The organism is Sorangium sp. So ce131 (assembly GCF_051519095.1).
Taxonomy (GTDB): domain Bacteria; phylum Myxococcota_A; class Polyangia; order Polyangiales; family Polyangiaceae; genus Sorangium.
Genome location: NZ_CP150455.1, coordinates 2,794,165 through 2,811,068, shown reverse-complemented (window position 1 = coordinate 2,811,068; position 16,904 = coordinate 2,794,165). Strand labels below are relative to the sequence as shown.

The window sequence follows — 16,904 nt, the reverse complement described above, 5'->3', positions numbered from 1 at the left end:
CTAGCCTCCGAGCCCCGCGGCGGGGCGGACCAAGTAGATGACGAGCACCGCCGCGGCGAAGATGAGCCCGGCGATGGTCCCGTACGCGGCGCGGCGGCCGCGCCAGCCCGCGGCGGCGCGCAGGAGCAGGACGAGCGCGATGAGGAGCCAGGTCGCGTAGCCGAAGACGGCGCGCATCACCTCCTCGGTGTTGCCCATCTCGAGCCGGTGGGCCCAGAACGTCCCCGTGACGATGCCGAGCGTCAGCAGGGGGAACCCGGCGATCAGGAACCGGTGGACGGCGCGGTCGAGGATGTCGAGCGGCGGGAGGTTGCCCATGCGCTCGACGTGGCGCTTGTGCTTGAGCCGGTTCTCCTGGACGAGGTAGAGCGCGGCGGAGGCGCCGGCGAGGAGGAACAGAGCGATCCCAAGGAGGTTCGCCATGACGTGCGCCGCGATGAACGTCGGGTGGAGCTTGGGCTCGGGGTGCGGCTTCCCGAGGAAGAAGGTGCCGAGCAGGAAGGCGAGCCCGAGCGGCCCGATGAGCAGCCCCAGCGCGTCGATGCGGAAGCGGCGCCGGGCGACGAGGTAGACGGCGATCGCCAGGAGCGACGCGACCGACAGCATGAAGTGGACCGAGTGGACCGGGCAGACGCGCGCGACGAAGCTGGCGAACGTGACGTAGGTCGCGTGCCCGAGCGCCCCGACGCCGAGCAGCAGCGGCGCGAGCCGCGAGGGTGGCGCGGCTGTGGAGCTCGGCCGCGCGGCGTCGAGGGTGTGCCCCGAGCCGCGGCCCGCGAGGTCGAGGGCGGCGGGGCCCCGCGTGCGGTTCCTCGCGACGTCGAGGAAGAAGAGCGCGCTGGCAGCGCCGTAGAACAGCAACGCAAGCAGGAAGCTCACCCCGGAGACGACCTCGCGCATGGCCCCCGTTATAGCCTGCCTCACCGGGGATGGCCCGCCGGCCGTAGAGGAGACGACGTACGCCCCTAGGAACGGGACCGACAGCGCGGACCCGCCGGCGCGCTCCACCGGGAGCCGGGGCGGGCGCGGCGTCGCCGGGCGCGCCGCTCCGGCGCCGGTGGAGGCGGCCGCTGCGGCTACATCTTGCTCGTCAGGAACGCGGCGAGCAGCTCTTCGTCGCTCGTCAGGCTGCTGTTCGTCACGGTCGCCGCCGGCGCGGCCTTGCGGTGCTCGGCGAACGAGCCCACCGGCGCGCCGATGAAGCCCGGGATCACGTCGTAGGCGTTGTCGCCGATGATCATCGACCCCTCGAGGATCTCCGCCCCGAGCTCCCTCAGGAAGGCGCGCGTCTTCACCCGGCCGATGACCTCGTGCACGTCCGCCGCGCCCGTCACCTCGCGGACCACGCGGATCGCCTCGATGATCTTGTAGCGGCGGCCCTCGGTCTTGATCAGAAGCTCGTCGTTGTTCAGATCGACGCGGTCGCTCGCGATCCAGTCGTCGAGCGCGGCCTGCGGAAAGAACACGCGGTTCTTCATCGCGAGCAGTCTACCCAAAAAGGGGGCTGAGGGGTGGGGTCGCGAGGCCGGCGCACGGGCTCGGCCCGGCGTCAGGCCGCGGGGGGCACCCGGGGGGGAGGCGCCGAGTCGCGCGGCAGGCCGCGGAGGCGCGCGGGCAGGTGCCAGAGCGACTCGAAGATCCCGAGCAGCACGTAGAAGCCGAGCAGCCACACGAGCACGAACGCGGGCTGGAGCTGCGTCGAGATCACCGCGCTCGAGCCGACCGCGAACGCGACGAAGAGCACCGTCCGGACGTTGAGCCGGAGATCCTTGAACGAGCGGAACCGGATCGTCGAGACCATCAGCAGCGACAGGATCGTCGTGGTCGCCAGGATCGCCGCGGCGTAGCGCTCGCCGCCGATCTCGCCGGCGACGGCGTGGTTCGCCACCACGATCGAGACGAGGATGCCCGCCGCGCCCGGGATCGGCAGGCCGACGATGTACTTCGAGGGCTTCGTGGGCTTGCCCGCCTCGCCCATCGAGAGGACGTTGAAGCGCGCCAGCCGGATCGCGCCGCACGCCGTGAAGACGAACGACACGAGCAGCCCCGCGAGATCGAAGCGGTGCAGCGTCCACTGGTACACGAGCATCGACGGCGCCACGCCGAACGAGACGATGTCGGCCAGCGAGTCGATCTGCAGGCCGAACGCGCTCTGCGTCTTCGTCATCCGCGCGACGCGCCCGTCGAGCGTGTCGAAGAACATCGCGAAGACGATCAGCAGCGCGGCACGGTAAAAATCGTCCTCCGCCTGCGCCGTCGCCGAGCGCCGGATCGAGTCGAAGCCGCAGAAAATCGACGAGAGAGTGATCAGGTTCGGAAGCAGGAACAGCGTCTTCCTGAGCTCGAACCGCCGTCGCCTCCGGATCATGTCACCTCCCTTTCAGGCAGGTCAGGCTATCGCTCCAGAGACCACGAGCGCAAGCGCCGCGGCGCAGACGCGAGACGCTATAAGGTTACCGCGAGCCCGGATCCGAGATCGTTTCGCGCGTTGTCCTGCTTCGTTTCCTTCGTCCTTTTCAGTCGGGCGCGCAGCGCCGAGCGCTCATCGCTCGATGCGCGTGGTGGCCGGCTCGTTCCACACCACCTCCGGCACCTTCGCGCCCGGATCGAGGCGGCACGTCATGGGGCGGAGCTCGATGGCCGTACCGTTCGCCGAGGACGTACCCGCTGCGGCGCGGAAGAGCCATGCTTGCGCGAGATCGCCGGGGACGATCGCAGAGACGGGCGCACGCCCGAGCGCCCTCGCCTCCCAGCCCGCGACGCACGGCGCGGCAGGTGTGCCGTGGAGCACAGCCGTCGAGGTCAGGAGCACGTGCGACTCGGGGGTGCCCGAAGGACCCGCGACGTCGGTGACGAGCACAGGGTGGCGCGTGCCCGGGAACAGGGCCTCGCTGCCGGCGAAGAGCGGCACCTCGTGGCGCGCGGTCGCGGCCCGCTCGGCCGCTGAACAGGGGCGCGGCACGCCCCCGAGGTCGAACGGCGTGGGCAGCGGCTGCACCGGACCGAACGTTCCGTCCCCACGAAATGGCTGGAAGAGCGCCCACGCGGTGGCGTGAGCCGGGGCAGCGACGAGCGTGGTCACGCCGATCTCCTTGCCCGCGTAGGTCCAGTCGATGTGCACGAGGCGGTCGCGGTCCGCCGGAGGCGCGACGGTCACGGCGTCGATCTCCCACGCGGCGCCCGGCGCCGGGGCCGCGGCGGCGCCGGCTGCCGCGGGGGCCGGGCGGTGCGCGAGCAGCATCGCCGTCACGGGGCCGTTCGAAAGCTGCCGGACCATGCCCACGCCCACGGGCTGGCCGTCCGCGAGCACGGCGTCGGCGCGCACGTCGAGGCTCCCGCGCAGGCCGGACGCGGGCCAGAGCGGGAAGTCGAAGCGCTGGAGCTTCCCGGAGGGCTCGTAGAAGAACGTGAGCTGCGAGGGCGCGCCGCCGGAGTGCGGGCGGACGAAGATCCCCCGGACCGAGACGGAGAGCAGCGCGGGGTCGAACAGGTCCTCGGGAGGCGGCGCGGCGCCCGGCGCACCTGGCCGGGGGCGGGCGCCCGCAGGAGGCTGGCGCGCCGCGCGCGGGACCACCTTCACGTCGCCGGGCTCGAACGGGCCGGCGTCCGGGATGACGCCGCGGCCGGAGGTGCCCTCCATCCAGTTCTCCCAGGCGACCTCGACGTTGCGCATCGGCGCGCCCGGCTTGGCGGCGCCGCCGGGGAGCCGCACGCGGGCGGCGGCGTAGCCCTCCATCTGCGCGGTGATGCTGGTCGCCACCCGCGCGCCCGCCGGCACCGCGGGGAGCAGCGCGCGCGTGACGACGCGCGCCTCGCCGGCGCCGGACTCGGGCAGCATGGCGGAGACGACATCGACGGCCCCGGTCGGGGCGCGCGTGAGCAGCGACCAGACGGAGCGGCCGCGCAGCGCCTCGTCGCCGTCGGGCAGGCCGAGGCCGCTCGAGTCGACGTGGTCGATGCGCGTCCACTTCGAGGACGGCAGCGTCTCGCAGACGATCGGCGCGCGCACCGCAGGCTGGGCGCGCGGCGCCGGCGCGGGGGCGCGCGCCGGCGCGCCCTCGGCCGACGCGCCCCAGCCGACGCGGGTCACCGTGTCGCCGAAGAGGCAGCCGCCCACGCCGCACACCACGGCGGCGTCGCCCTGGGCGACGTCGCTGGAGATCGCCGGCATCTCCGGGAGCTCCGCCCAGCTCACGCCGCCGTCGAGCGACTCCCAGAGCGCCGCGGCCATGTCGCCGCCGGGCTGCGCGCGGTGCTCCGGCGCGAGCGCGACGACGCGCCGGCCGACGCCGGCGAGCACCGCGCCCTCGGCGGGCGGGGCCGCCACCGAGAGCACCAGGCCGTCGTCGTCGGTGGTGACCACCACGAGCGCGCCCGACTCCGAGAGCAGCAGGCCGACGGCGCCGTCGTCGGCGGGGCGGAGCGCGCTCTCCTCCACGAGCTCGAACCCCGGCGGCGCCGCGCCGCCGCCGGGCCCGCCCTCGGCGTCCTCGTCCTCGTCCTCGGCCTCGGGGCCGTCGGGCGAGGGTGAAGGCACGGCCGCGCCGGGCGCGTGCAGCAGCCGCGGCGCGAACGTCTCGCCGCCGTCGTGCGAGACGAACAGCGCGAGGCGCTCGTCCTTGCCGCGGTAGCCGAGGAAGTAGGCGGAGCGCCCGTCCGCCGAGAACGCGGGCAGCGCGGCGATGCCGCTCAGCGTCGGGGCCGCCGCGACGACGACCGCGGCGCGCGCGTCGCTCCGGGCGGCGTCCTGGGTCAGGAGGAGCGGCGCGCTCGGCTTGCATTCGCTCCCGCGGGCGGCCGGCTTGCAGACGCCGGTCACGAGCGCCGCGCCCTCGGGCGACACGGCGACGCTGACGTGCGCGACGTCGGGCGTCTCCAGCGTCGCGCCCGGCGACCACGAGGCGCCGCCGTCGTCGCTGCGGAGCACCCGCGCGAGGATGCGGTCGTCCTCGGGCTCGACACACACCGCCACGATCTTGAGGACGCTCGCGCCGCCCGCGCCGAGCTTGACGCTGCTGCAGCCGGTCGTGCCCGGGAGGGGCGCGGTCCTGAGCGGCCCGTCGATGGGGCCGCTCGCGAGCAGCCAGGGCGCGCCGGCGTCGTCCGGGTGGACCACCTCGACGTAGCGGTCGCCGGCGATCGCCGCGCGCCCGGCCGACACCGCGGCGGCGGACGGCGCGCGCGGGACCGCGATCGCGAGCTCGACGTCGGCCTGCGGGAGCGCCGCGGCGCTGCGCGAGAACGCCGGCGTGCGCCGCGGCTCCCAGGTCGCCGAGGCGAGCAGCCCCTCGGCGAGGAGCTCGCCGCCGAGGACGCCGACCTGCGAGAGGCCCATCGTCGGGAGCGGCGCGCGGGACCAGGTGGCGCCGCCGTCGTCGCTCGAGAACAGCGACTCGGGCAGCGCGAGCGCCAGCGCCCGGCCGCCCTCGGTCATCGCGACGTCGAGGGCGCGCGGCGGCGCGCGCCCGGCCGACGCTGCGGCGGCGTCGAGCTGGACCGGCTTCCAGCCGAGATCCTCGCGCCACCGGAGCACGCCGCCGCCGCGGGTCACCCCGAGCAGCGCGCCGCCGGCGCCCGCGACGTCGGCGAGCGGCTCGGGCGGCGAGAGCGTGCGCGTGAACTGGCCGAGCGGCGACGAGGCTTCGTAGATCGCGCCGCTCGCGCCGACGAACATCCACGAGGTCGGCGCGCGGCGCACGAGCGCGGTGAGCTCCTCCGGCGCGGGCGCGCTGCTCGCCCGGCCCTGCCCGGCGCAGCGCAGGGCGGGCGCGGCGGCGCCGGGCGCAGGCGCGGACGCCTGGGGCTCGGGCGTCACCGTCCAGCGCTGGCCGCCCTGGGCGACGACGACGCAGCCGCCGGCGCCGACGAATGGCGCCCACGCGACCGCGGCCTCGGGCGCGGCCGGGTGGTAGCTCCAGCGCGCCGGCGAGATGTAGGCGGCGCCGGCGAGATCCGCCGCGGGAGAGGGGGGCTCGGCGGGGCGGGGCGGCGGCGCCGGGGCGCCGGAGCAGCCCGCGAGCGCGCACGCCGACGCCAGGGCGAGCGGCGCGCGAGGCCGCGACGACGCGGGCGTCATTCGACCCAGCGGGCCACGAACAGGTTGGTCTCGCCGGGCTTCTCGCCGAACCGGTTCGAGGCGAAGACGACGTGCTCGCCGGTGGGCGAGAACATGGGGAAGCTGTCGAAGCCCTCGAAGTAGGTGACGCGCTCGACGGGCGGCACGCCGTTCTCGGCCGGGGGCGCCTCGGTGTCGACCAGGTAGAGGTCGAAGTTCGGCATGCCCCGCGCGCCCTGCGGGGTGCTGAAATCCGAGGCGAAGACGATCCGCCGCGAGTCGGGCAGGAAATAGGGCGCGAAGTTGGCGCGGCCGTTGCTCGTCACCACGCGCGGGTTCTGCCCGTCGGCGCCCGCGACGAAGATCTCGAGCGCGCTCGGGCGCACGAGCCCCTTGGCGAGCAGCGCGCGGTAGTCCTCGAGCGCCGCCCCGGTGGGGCGGCTCGCGCGCCAGACCAGCTTCTTGGAGTCGGGAGAGAAGAATGCGCCGCCGTCGTAGCCGGGCGTGCTCGTGATGCGACGGACGTCCGAGCCGTCGAGCTTCGCGGTGTAGAGCTCGATGTCCCCATCGCGCGTGCTCGTGAACACGAAGCGCGAGCCGTCGAACGCGACGGTCGCCTCGGCGTCGTACCCCTTGCCCTGGATGAGGGGGCGGAGATCGGATCCGTCGGCGTTCGCGGTGTAGATGTCGAACTCGTCGAGCGGCCACACATAACCCTGCGAATGATCGGGCTTCGGCGGGCACGCCTCGCCGGCGGCGTGGGTGGAGGCGAAGAGCACGCGCGGCTCGGCCGGCGGCGGGGGCGCGGGGAACAGGAAGTAGCCGCAGGTCGTCTTGCCTTGGCCGTTCGAGACCCGGCGGACGTCGCCGCTCTCCAGGTCGATGACGTACTGCTGGTCGCACTTGCTCCCGTCGCGGGTCGACTGGAACGTGAGCTTCCTGCCGTCGGGCGACCAGTAGGCCTCGGCGTTCTCGCCGCCGAAGGTGAGCTGCCGGAGGTCGGCGAGGTGCTTCTCGCGCGGGTCGGCGGCGACGCTCTTGCCAGCGCGGACACGGAACGGGATCCACTCGGGCTTGGCCGTGGTCGTCGCGTCGGGGATCTGGCCGATCGGCTCCTTCGGCCGCGGCTCCGGGGCGGCGCAGGCGGCGAGCAGCAGCGAGGCGAGCAGGGCGGGAAGGAGGTGGGCACGCATCGGGGCGCGACTGTAGTACGAAAGCGGGGAGGCGTCTCCGGAGGTGAGCGCGACATGCTGGAAGTGCGAGGGGTAAGCAAGGCGTTCCGTGGACAGACGGCGCTCCACCCGCTGGACCTGAGCTTCCCGTCGGGGCGCACCGTGGCCGTCATCGGCCCGAGCGGCTGCGGGAAATCCACGCTGCTGCGCGTGCTCATCGGGCTCGTGACGCCGGATCGCGGCGAGGTGCGGATCGGCGGCGAGCCCCTCACGCGGGAGAGCGCGCGGCGGCTCCGGCACCGCATGGGCTACGTGATCCAGGAGGGGGGCCTCTTCCCCCACCTGACGGCGCGCGACAACGCGGCGCTGCTCGCGCGGCACCTCGGCTGGACCGAGGCGCGCGCCGCGGAGCGGCTCGCGGCCCTGCGCGAGCTCACGCGGCTGCCGGAGGACGCGCTCGGCCGCTTCCCGGCGGAGCTGTCCGGAGGGCAGCGGCAGCGGGTGAGCCTGATGCGGGCCCTGATGCTCGACCCGGAGGTGCTCCTGCTCGACGAGCCCATGGGCGCGCTCGATCCGATGATTCGCGCCGACCTCCAGGCGGACCTCAAGGCGATCTTCGCCGAGCTCGGGAAGACCGTGGTGCTGGTGACGCACGACCTCGGCGAGGCCGCCTACCTGGCCCACGAGATCCTGCTCCTGCGCGAGGGGCGCGTGGTGCAGCGCGGCTCCTTCGACGAGCTCGCGCGCGCGCCGGCGGATCCGTTCGTCACCCGCTTCATCCAGGCGCAGCGCTGGCCGCTGGAGGGCGCGTGAGGGCGGCGGCGCGCGCGCGGCGGACGCCTTCGGCGGGGCGCGCGCTCGCGGCGCTGCTGGCGCTCGTCGCGCTGGTCGCGGCCGCGGGGTCGGCGGCGGCGGCGCCGATCCGCGTCGGCTCCAAGCGCGACACCGAGTCGGTGATCCTGGGCGAGCTCTGCGCGGCGCTCCTCCGGGCCTCGGGGGTCGAGGCGGTGTACCGCCGCGATCTGAGCGGCGGCACCCAGGTGCTGTGGCGCGCGCTCCAGGAGGGCGAGATCGACCTCTACCCGGAGTACACCGGCACGCTCTCGCGGGATCTGCTGAAGGACGAGCGGCTCACCACCGCGGCGGCGCTGCGGCAGCGGCTCGCGCCGCTCGGCCTCGGCCTGGGCGAGCCGCTCGGCTTCGACAACAGCTACGGCCTCGGCCTGCGCGACGACCGCGCCCGCGAGCTCGGCGCGGCGCGCATCTCGGACCTCAAGCGGCACCCCGATCTCCGGCTCGGCTTCTCGCACGAGTTCCTGGACCGGCCCGAGGGCTTCTCGGGCCTGCGCCGCCGCTACGACCTGCCGCAAGGGCCCCCCGCGGGCATCGAGCACGAGCTCGCCTACCGCGCCGTCGCCGAGGGCAAGGTCGACGTGATCGACGTCTACACCACCGACGCCGAGATCGACTACTACCACCTCCGCGTGCTCGAGGACGACCTCGGGTACTTCCCGGACTACGAGGCCCTCGTGCTCCACCGCGCGTCCCTGCCGGAGCCGGCGCTCGCCGCGCTCCGCCGCCTCGAGGGCCGCGTCTCGCGCGAGGCGATGATGCGGCTGAACCGCCGCGCGAAGCTCGACAAGGAGCCCGAGGATCAGGTGGCCGCCTCCTTCCTGCGGGAGGAGCTCGGCGTCGCCTCGGCTGGGGCCGCGCCCGCGGACCGCCCCGGCGACATCGCCCGGCGCACCGCCGAGCACCTCACCCTGGTCGCGGTCTCCCTCTTCCTCGCGGTGCTCGTCGCCCTGCCCCTCGGCGTGCTCGCCGCCCGGCGCCCGCGCTTCGGTCAGGGCGCCCTCGGCGTGCTCGGCGTGATCCAGACCATCCCCTCGCTGGCGCTCCTGGTCTTCCTCCTGCCGCTCCTCGGCATCGGCGCCACGCCCGCGATCGTGGCGCTCTTTCTCTACAGCCTGCTCCCCATCGTCCGCGGCACCGCCACCGGCCTCTCGGAGATCCCGCCCGCCCTGCGCGAGTCCGCCGAGGCGCTGGGGCTCTCGCCCTGGGCGCAGCTCCGGCGCGTCGAGCTGCCCCTGGCCGCGCGGTCGATCCTCTCGGGCATCAAGACCGCCGCGGTGATCAACGTGGGCACGGCGACGCTCGGCGCCCTCATCGGCGCGGGCGGGTATGGCCAGCCCATCCTGGTGGGCATCCGCCGCGACGACATCGAGACCATCCTCGAGGGCGCCGTCCCCGCCGCCGCGCTCGCGATCCTGGTCCAGGGCCTGTTCGAGCTGCTCGAGCGCGCCGTGGTCCCGCGCGGCCTGCGCCAGGCCGCCGGCGCGCCGTCCAGCCTCCGTTGAGCCCGGGCGGCGGCGGCGCGCGCCACGCCGCTGCGGTCCGCGTCACTGCCGGAACACGGTCACGGTCGTCGAGATGGTCCGGCCATCGGCGCGGCAGTTGGGGAAGCTGCCGTCCGACGCCGGGGCACCGCAGAGTTCGTCGCAGTCGCCGAGCACATCCACGATGCAGCCGTCCGTGTCCACGCCCGTCCCGCCGCACACCCGGCTGATGAGCGTCGATCCGGGCGATTTGCACGCGTAGCGGCGCTGCTCGGGCGCGAACAGGTCGCCGAAATACGTCGCCTCCCGGAGCGGGAAGTCCGCCCTCTCCGCGGCCCCCGTCTCGAGGGCCTTGTTCTTGCCGCGCATGGAGATAGGCACCCTCTCGCCGAGGTGGTTGATCCTCGCCATGATGCAAGCAGAGATCCAGCCCTGACACCGGGAGTTGCACTGCCCGTGCGGGCGGCCCCACTCGGGCGCAACCCCGATGTCGCCATCAACCACGTAGACCTCGCCGTCCAGCGAGAACTCCACCGACTCCTCGGCCGGGAGCGCGCAGCCCACAGCGTAGCGCAGGAAGTCGCGCGCCAGGGGATCGCGCAGCGCGCTCATGACCTCCTCATTGCCCGCGATCGCCTCGCTCGTCAGCGGGCCCTCCGTGAGCGCCAGCGTCGCGCTCCGGTTCGCCGTGAGCGCGCTCGCCGTGAGCGCGTTCCTCGTCAAAAAGCCCTGCTCCGCCGCGTCGCTCTGCTCCTCGACCGGAGCGTCGGCCTCCCCCACGCAGGCCGTCGAGCACACACCCAGCAAACCCAGGAACAAGACTGCGATTCGAGCGCTGTTGTGCATAGCCCCCTCGCTTCAAGCAAAGCACCCCTAAGGAATTTCCTCAACAGGTTTCCGGGATGAGCACGAGTGTTTTTCGAAGCGCTTCAGCGCGGGGCGCGGCGCTGACCACCTCGTGAGATCGGCGCGAAAGCAGCCAATCGGGCGCGCGCGTGGGTGACGTGCGGGCCGGGGGAGAGACGCAGGCAGGGAATCCTACGTACGGCGGATTGCAACGTGGCGTTACAAGGAGTCGCGCTCTCCGAGCCAGCGTGTCGCCAGCGCGAGCGTATCGCCGTTGTCGAGCGCGGAGAGGAAGCGATTCCGGTAATGAGGATTCGAGATCTGCTCCGCGCGGGAGAGCACGCTGTCGCGCGCGCTCGCGAGCGCGGCGAGCGCGTCGGCCTGCCGGCCGCTCGCGAGGAGGGCCTCGGCCCGGACGAGCCGGATCAGGGACTCGCCCTCCTCGACGGCGCCGAGCGACGAAAGGAGCGCGAGCGCCTCGCCCGAGCGCGAGAGCGCCTCGTCGACCCGGCCCCTCCGGAGCAGCACGCGCGCGGACAGGGCCCAGGCCGCGGCGCGGAGCGGCGGCGCGCCCGAGAGGAGCGCCGCGGCGGCGTCGGCCTCGGCCTCGGCGGCGGCGAGATCGCCGCCGAGCAGCGCGGCCTTCGCGAGGTAGGCGCGGGCGATCCCCTCCGTCCTCGGGTCGCCCAGCCGCTGGAACGTCGCGATCGCCTCCTCCTCGAGCTGCCGGGCCTCGTCGAGCTCGCCGCGGGCCATCAGGACGTGGCCGAGGTTGCTGCGGGCGCACGCGGCCAGATCCGTGAGCTCCATCTGCTCGGCCGCGCGGAGCGCGGCGCGCAGCGCGGCCTCGGCGCCCTCGTAGTCGCCGAGCTCCACGGTGATGGCGCCGAGGTTCACGCGCAGCGAGCAGGCGTTGCGGCGATCGCCGCTCCGCTCGAACACCGCGAGCGCCGCCTCGATGCCCTCGATGGATGCGCCGGGGCCGCCGGTGGCCATCGCGCGGATGGCGCGCGCCTCGTAGAGGCGCGCGAGCACCGCGGCGTCGAGGGTCCGGCCCTCGTGCGCGCTGCGCTCCAGCGCCTCGATCAGCCCGTCCGCGGCGGCGTAGCGGCCGCCGAAGACGAGCCACAACGCGCCCTCGACGAGGCAGACGTCCCGGCCGGGCAGCGCGCCCTCGCGCGGCGGCGCGCCGCGCGCCGCGGCCACCCAGGACTCCACGCGGTCGAGGGCGCCCAGCTTGCCGGCCGCCATGACCACGTGGGTGACGGCGGCGTACCAGGACGGCGAGCCCGGCTCGAAGAGCGCGGCCGCCTCGAGCGCGCGCCCCTCGGCCAGGGCGAAATCGCCGCGCCAGAGCCGGGCCTCCGCCTCGACCAGGAGCAGCCCGCCCGCCTCGGCGAGCCCGCCCGCCTCGGCGCCGGCCGCGCCGCACGCGAGGCCCCGCTCGGCGTGGCGGAGGGCCGCGTGCAGGTCGTTGCCGCGGAGGGCCTGCTCCGCGGCGCGCCGGTACCACGCCGCGGCCCGCCCCGGCTCGGCGCCCCGCTCGAAATGCTCCGCGAGCTCCGCGGCGTCGCCCTTCCCCGCCTGCTCCAGCCACTCGCCCGCGAGCCGGTGGCCGAGCTGCCGGTCGTAGTCCGTCAGCGCGCCGTAGGCCGCCTCCCGCACGAGCGCGTGCCGGAAGCTGAACTCGGCCGCGCCGGCGTCGGTCGGGGGGTCCTGCTCGATCGCCGCGCCGCCCGCGCCGCCCGCGCCGCCCGCGCCGCCCGCGCCGCTCGCGCTGTCCGCGCCGCCCACGCCGCCCCCGCGAACCGGCAGCGCGCCGCCCGCGGGCTCGCCTGCCGCCCCGGTGGCGCCCCGGCCGGGCTCGGCCTCGCGCGCGCCGCCCCGGCCGGGCTGCCGCCTCGGGAGGACCACCTCGCGCTCGACGAGCTCCGCGAGCCGGCCCGCCACCTCGGCGTCGGCGCCGCCGAGCAGCGCGGCGACGCCGCCCAGCCGGAAGCTCTGGCCGAAGACGCTCGCCGCCCTGAGCACCCGCCGCGCCTCGGGGTCGAGCGCCTCGAGCCGCGCCTGCACCATCGCCAGCACCGTCTCCGGCAGCGCGGCACCGCGCCCCTCCGCCGCGGCCCGGATCTGCTCCTCCAGGAAAAATGCGTTGCCATCGGCGCGCTCGACGAGGGTGGCGACGACCTCCTCGGAGACGGCGTTGCCGAGCGCCTGGCGCACGAGGCGCTCGCTGGCGCGGCGCGAGAGCCCGGCGAGCTCGACCTCCTGCACGCCGCGCCCGGCCCACAGCCGCGGGAACATCTCGCGCACCTCGGGGCGGCCGAGCGCCAGCACCATGAACGGGGCGTCGCGGAGGTTGCGGAGCGCGCCGTTGATCATCGCGACCGTGGGCAGATCGCCCCAGTGCAGGTCCTCGAGCACGAGCAGGACCGGCTGCGCGGCGCACTCGGCCCGCAGGAACTCCTCCCAGGCGAGGTGCAGCTGGTCGCCCATGAGCAGGGAGCTCCGGCGCGCCGCCCGCAGCGCCTCGTCGCCGTCTTCGTCCGGGAAGGGGGCGCCGACGAGCTCGCCGAGGAAGGGCGCGAGGCGCGCGCCGTCGTCCCCGTGCCGCCCGAGCCGCTCGCGGATCTTGCGCTGCACCGCCGCGGCCGGCTCCCCCTCGGCGACGCCGAGCGCGCGCCGGACCGCCTGCGCGAGCAGGCTGAAGGCGGCGCCGGCGCTCATCGGATCGCCGCGGGCGATCCAGACCGCCATGGGCTCGCCGCGGGCGCGGAGGCGCCGGAGCAGCTCGACGCGCAGGCGCGATTTGCCGGCGCCCGCGGGCGCCGTGACGAGCACCGCGGAGGGGGTCTGCTCCTCGACGCACTGGGTGAAGGTCGCCTCGAGCAGCGACAGCTCGCGGTCGCGCCCCACGCACGGCGTCGGCCTGCCGAGCAGGCGCGGGACGGCCTCGAGGTCGTCGCGCTCGCCGCGCAGGAGGTGGCCGGCGGCGTCCTCGCCGAGCTCGAACCGGGCGCCGAGCAGGCCGGCCGTGACCTCGTCGATGCGGACGACGCCGGGCCGCGCCGCGTCGCCGGCGAGCAGCGCGGTGGCCTGGTCGATGAGCTTGCCGATCGGCGAGCGGGCGGCGACCTCGGCGCGGCCGACGACCAGCGCGACGGGCGCGCCGCCGAGCAGGACCTGCATGGCCAGCGCGCAGCGCGCGCCCCGCGCGGCGAGGTCGGTCGGGGCGACGGCGCCGGAGAGCACGACGACGGGGGAGCGCGACTCGATGATCTCGAGGCGGCCGTGGTGCCGCTCGGCGAGGGCGCTGAGCGCGCGCACCCGCAGCGCGTCCTCGCCCTCGGACCGGGTGGCGTCGCTGTCGAGCGCGCCGTCGCGGGCGAGGAGCAGGCAGATCATCCGGCGCTCGCCGGTCGTGAGCTCGGGGGGCGGGGCGGCGCCGAAGGGCAAGGCGAGGCCGCGCCGCGAGCCGGGCGCGAGGTCGGTGAGCGACGCGAGCTCGGCGGCCACGGCGGCGCCGTCGCGGGGGCGATCGCGCGGCGCCTTGGCGAGCATGCGGGTGACGAGGTCGTCGACGGCGCCGGGGATCTCGCCGCGGAGCTCCCGGAGCCGCGGCGGATCCTCGAGGAGGACCTTCACGAGCACCGAGAGGCCGTCGTTGCCGACGAAGGGGGGCCGGCCGGTGAGGCAGCGGTAGAGGACGCAGCCGAGGGCGAAGACGTCGGCGCGGGCGTCGATGTCGAGCTCGCCGCGCGCCTGCTCCGGGGCCATGTAGCCGGGGGTGCCGAGCATGACGCCCGGCACGGTGAGCTCCTGGCCGGCGTCCGCGACGCGCGCGACGCCGAAGTCGAGGAGGATGACGTCCTCGACCGAGCCGCCGAGGAGGAGGAGGTTGCTCGGCTTGAGGTCGCGGTGGACGATGCCGAGCCGGTGGACGGCGCCGAGCGTGGACGCGACGCGCGCGCCGAGCGAGAGGCTCTCGCTCACGGTGAGCGGCTCGCGGGCGACGCGCTCGGCGAGGGTCTCGCCGGAGAGCCACGGCATGGCGAGGTAGAGATCGCCGTCCCGGGTCGTGCCGTGGGCGACGTACCCGACGATGCCGGGGTGCCTGAGCGCGGCGAGCGCGTGCGCCTCCCGGACGAAGCGGTGCATCTCCTGCGGGCCCCGGCGCTGGAGGACCTTCAGCGCGACCGGCTCGCCCGTGAGCCGGTCGCGGGCGCGGAAGATCTGCGCCATGCCGCCTGCGCTCGCGTGACCTTCGATCTCGAAGCGGTCACCCACAAGGTCGCCAGCGAGCATCAGCGGTCCCCTTCCGGCGGCTCAGGAACGGAAGCGCGCTCCATAGCAGTGCGTCGAACAAGCCATCGCGGGGGCCAGGATATCCAGAACCGGGACGTTTCCAGACATCAAATGTTGATGTCATCTATCGCAGTAAGCGGAGCAACTTTCCGGAGCTGCGTGTCGGTGGTTGTAGCGTGTCGGAGCTGGCGGCGTGGCTCGAGGTGGGTTGTTCGATGGTCGGGTCCGCTCGGTGCTCCGGGCGTGACGTGCTGGGGAGTTATCGATGCCTCTGGCGCTCTTCCTTGCCCTCAGGGGGCGCTGGCGAGAGCCTCGTCGGCCGGCCGCACCCAGGCGCGTTTTCCATCGAAGACGGCGACGAGCTCGTGCACCGGCGCCGCGCCGGCGGCGACCAGCTCCGCGGCGTACCGCCGGTCACGGATCTGACGGGCGGCGGCGATCAGCGCCTGCTCCGGGGTCTCGCCCCGCTGCGGCACCTTGAGCTCCAGCACCACCCCGGGCCGCCCCGGCGCCCGCGGCCGCACGAGCACGTCCGCGCGGCCGAGGCCGGACTCCCGGTTGGATCGAACGTCGTAATCGCCCTCGAGCTGCACCAGGAGGCCGAGGACGAAGCCGTGATAGAGCTTCTCCGGCTCCCGGCCGGCGGGGTCCTGATATGACATCACGGTGATGAGCAATCGCTCGAGCAGCGCCTCGAGCGACGGGGCGTCGCCGTCGAGCAGGGCGCGCAGCAGCGCGTCGGCGTGCCGCCGCTCCGGCAGGCCGCGCCGGAGCCAGGAGCGGAACAGATCGCGGAAGGCGACGCGGACCTCGAGGTTGGGGATCGCGAGCGAGGCGGTGATCTCGCCGAGATCGTCCCGCACCGCCGTGGGCTTGAGGTAGCCGGAGAAGAGGAGGAAGCTCCACATGGCGTCCGGCTGCTGGTCCAGGTCGCGCAGGACGATGTTCTCGTCGATGCGGACCTCGACCGGCTCGCCGCGCAGCAGCGCCTCGGTCTCGCTCGAGAGGCCGAGCCCGCGCCGGGCCATGAGATCCAGGAGGAGGTCGGGCGAGGCGGTGTTGACCCAGTACGGCTTGAGGGCGCCGCTCGCGAGGCAGCAGAGGATCGACCAGGGGTTGTAGATGACCTCGCCGCCGAACAGATACCCGTTGTACCACGCCCGGACCTCGTCGAGGCTCGGCAGCGCGCGGCCCGGGGGCGACGCGGGCTGCTCTGCGGCGGCGCCGCCGGCGCGCGCCAGCTCGAGGATGCCGGCGACCTCGGGTTCGGTGAAGCCGAAGGAGGTCGCGTACGGGCCATCGCTCAGGAGCGAGTGGACGATGATGTTGTTCAGGCCGGAGAAGAGGTTCTCCCGGGAGACGCGCAGCACGCCCGTGAGCACGCCCTTGAAGAGGGAGGGGTTGTCCTTCAGGGCGGTGGAGAAGAAGTTGCGGAAGAACACCGTCACTTCATCGAAGAAGCCGTGCAGGTAGCCGGACTGGATGGGCGTGTCGTACTCGTCGATCAGGATGGCCACCTTGCGGCCGTGATGGCGCGCGAGGTAAGTCGAAAGCTCTCGGAGCGAGGCGCGGCAGTCTTCCTCGGAGATCTCGCCATTCAGCATGTGCTCGTAGTGCCGCATCTCGTTCGGCTGGAGCGTACCGGCGTGCAGCAGAGCTTGATGCTCACTGAAGAGACGCCGCACTTCCGTGCGGATCGCACTTAACGTGGCCTCATAGGAGAGGGTCTTGATGTCCTTGAACGTGAGAAAGAGGACAGGGTGCTCCTGGAAATGAGCCCGAGCGGACGGGTCGTTCCAGACGGCGAGGTCCTGGAACAGGTGGGATAGGTCCTCATCGCGCCGCCCGAGGAAATAAGCGAGGGCGGAGAGGTTCAGGGTCTTGCCGAATCGGCGCGGCCTCGGAAGAAGCAGGACCTGCGCGGGGTCGGCGAGGACGCGGCTGATAAAGGCGCTCTTGTCCACGTAACCTGCGCCTGCCTGGCGGAGCTCGCGGAAGTCGGACTGACCGAGGGCGGGGACGAATGTCATGGGGCTCGCGGCTCGAAGGGGACTGTCCCCGACCGCGGCATGCCCGTCAACGCCCCTCGCCCTCCCCCTTCGCCTGAAATGCGGGGCTCGGCCGCCCGCCGCCTCGGCCGCCCGTCGGAAGCGCTCCCCTCCCCTCGTTCCACCCGCGCGCCGCGCAGGT

The 16,904-nt window shown here is 74.4% G+C and carries 10 protein-coding genes; 2 read left to right on the top strand and 8 right to left on the bottom strand.

Annotated elements, in window-relative coordinates:
• The 5 genes from WMF43_RS10355 to WMF43_RS10335 form a co-directional block, all read right to left on the bottom strand.
• Entirely contained in the window at positions 1 to 900 is a 900-nt protein-coding gene (locus tag WMF43_RS10355; RefSeq protein ID WP_437679352.1) for a cytochrome C assembly family protein, read from the bottom strand.
• 176 nt (positions 901 to 1,076) lie between these two features.
• A complete protein-coding gene (locus WMF43_RS10350; RefSeq protein WP_437679350.1) occupies positions 1,077 to 1,478 on the bottom strand; it encodes a hypothetical protein in 402 nt (133 codons plus the stop codon).
• 71 nt (positions 1,479 to 1,549) lie between these two features.
• Complete coding sequence (gene pssA / locus WMF43_RS10345; protein WP_437679349.1) at positions 1,550 to 2,368, bottom strand: CDP-diacylglycerol--serine O-phosphatidyltransferase; 819 nt, start codon at positions 2,366 to 2,368, stop codon at positions 1,550 to 1,552.
• Between the two features lie 174 nt (positions 2,369 to 2,542).
• Positions 2,543 to 6,076 carry a hypothetical protein gene (locus WMF43_RS10340; RefSeq protein WP_437679347.1) on the bottom strand — a complete coding sequence of 1,178 codons (3,534 nt, stop codon included), beginning with the start codon at positions 6,074 to 6,076 and terminating at the stop codon, positions 2,543 to 2,545.
• Positions 6,073 to 7,248 (bottom strand): TolB family protein, encoded by a 1,176-nt coding sequence (locus WMF43_RS10335; RefSeq protein ID WP_437679345.1) that lies wholly within the window; start codon positions 7,246 to 7,248, stop codon positions 6,073 to 6,075. Before WMF43_RS10335 ends, WMF43_RS10340 begins: the two co-directional genes overlap by 4 nt.
• Before the next feature lie 54 nt (positions 7,249 to 7,302).
• Here WMF43_RS10335 and WMF43_RS10330 point away from each other — a divergent pair, with 54 nt between their 5' ends.
• Entirely contained in the window at positions 7,303 to 8,040 is a 738-nt protein-coding gene (locus tag WMF43_RS10330) for an ATP-binding cassette domain-containing protein (protein WP_437679343.1), read from the top strand.
• On the top strand, positions 8,037 to 9,584 hold the full coding sequence (locus WMF43_RS10325) for a glycine betaine ABC transporter substrate-binding protein (RefSeq protein ID WP_437679341.1): 1,548 nt from the start codon (positions 8,037 to 8,039) through the stop codon (positions 9,582 to 9,584). Before WMF43_RS10330 ends, WMF43_RS10325 begins: the two co-directional genes overlap by 4 nt.
• A 42-nt stretch (positions 9,585 to 9,626) precedes the next feature.
• Here WMF43_RS10325 and WMF43_RS10320 read toward each other — a convergent pair whose 3' ends face one another.
• From WMF43_RS10320 to WMF43_RS10310, 3 genes are all read right to left on the bottom strand, one after another.
• Complete coding sequence (locus tag WMF43_RS10320) at positions 9,627 to 10,382, bottom strand: hypothetical protein (RefSeq protein WP_437679339.1); 756 nt, start codon at positions 10,380 to 10,382, stop codon at positions 9,627 to 9,629.
• A gap of 246 nt (positions 10,383 to 10,628) precedes the next feature.
• Positions 10,629 to 14,714 (bottom strand): protein kinase domain-containing protein, encoded by a 4,086-nt coding sequence (locus WMF43_RS10315; RefSeq protein ID WP_437679338.1) that lies wholly within the window; start codon positions 14,712 to 14,714, stop codon positions 10,629 to 10,631.
• 290 nt (positions 14,715 to 15,004) lie between these two features.
• Positions 15,005 to 16,744: an AAA family ATPase gene (locus WMF43_RS10310; RefSeq protein ID WP_437679336.1), complete on the bottom strand. Its 1,740-nt coding sequence runs from the start codon at positions 16,742 to 16,744 to the stop codon at positions 15,005 to 15,007.
• Positions 16,745 to 16,904 lie beyond the last annotated feature (160 nt).

Excerpts from the sequence above, each read along its gene's own strand:
- WMF43_RS10355 (WP_437679352.1), bottom strand. The coding sequence starts at position 900 with ATGCGCGAGGTCGTCTCCGGGGTGAGCTTCCTGCTTGCGTTGCTGTTC.
- WMF43_RS10350 (WP_437679350.1), bottom strand. The coding sequence starts at position 1,478 with ATGAAGAACCGCGTGTTCTTTCCGCAGGCCGCGCTCGACGACTGGATC.
- pssA (WP_437679349.1), bottom strand. The coding sequence starts at position 2,368 with ATGATCCGGAGGCGACGGCGGTTCGAGCTCAGGAAGACGCTGTTCCTG.
- WMF43_RS10340 (WP_437679347.1), bottom strand. The coding sequence starts at position 6,076 with ATGACGCCCGCGTCGTCGCGGCCTCGCGCGCCGCTCGCCCTGGCGTCG.
- WMF43_RS10335 (WP_437679345.1), bottom strand. The coding sequence starts at position 7,248 with ATGCGTGCCCACCTCCTTCCCGCCCTGCTCGCCTCGCTGCTGCTCGCC.
- WMF43_RS10330 (WP_437679343.1), top strand. The coding sequence starts at position 7,303 with ATGCTGGAAGTGCGAGGGGTAAGCAAGGCGTTCCGTGGACAGACGGCG.
- WMF43_RS10315 (WP_437679338.1), bottom strand. The coding sequence starts at position 14,714 with ATGCTCGCTGGCGACCTTGTGGGTGACCGCTTCGAGATCGAAGGTCAC.
- WMF43_RS10310 (WP_437679336.1), bottom strand. The coding sequence starts at position 16,744 with ATGACATTCGTCCCCGCCCTCGGTCAGTCCGACTTCCGCGAGCTCCGC.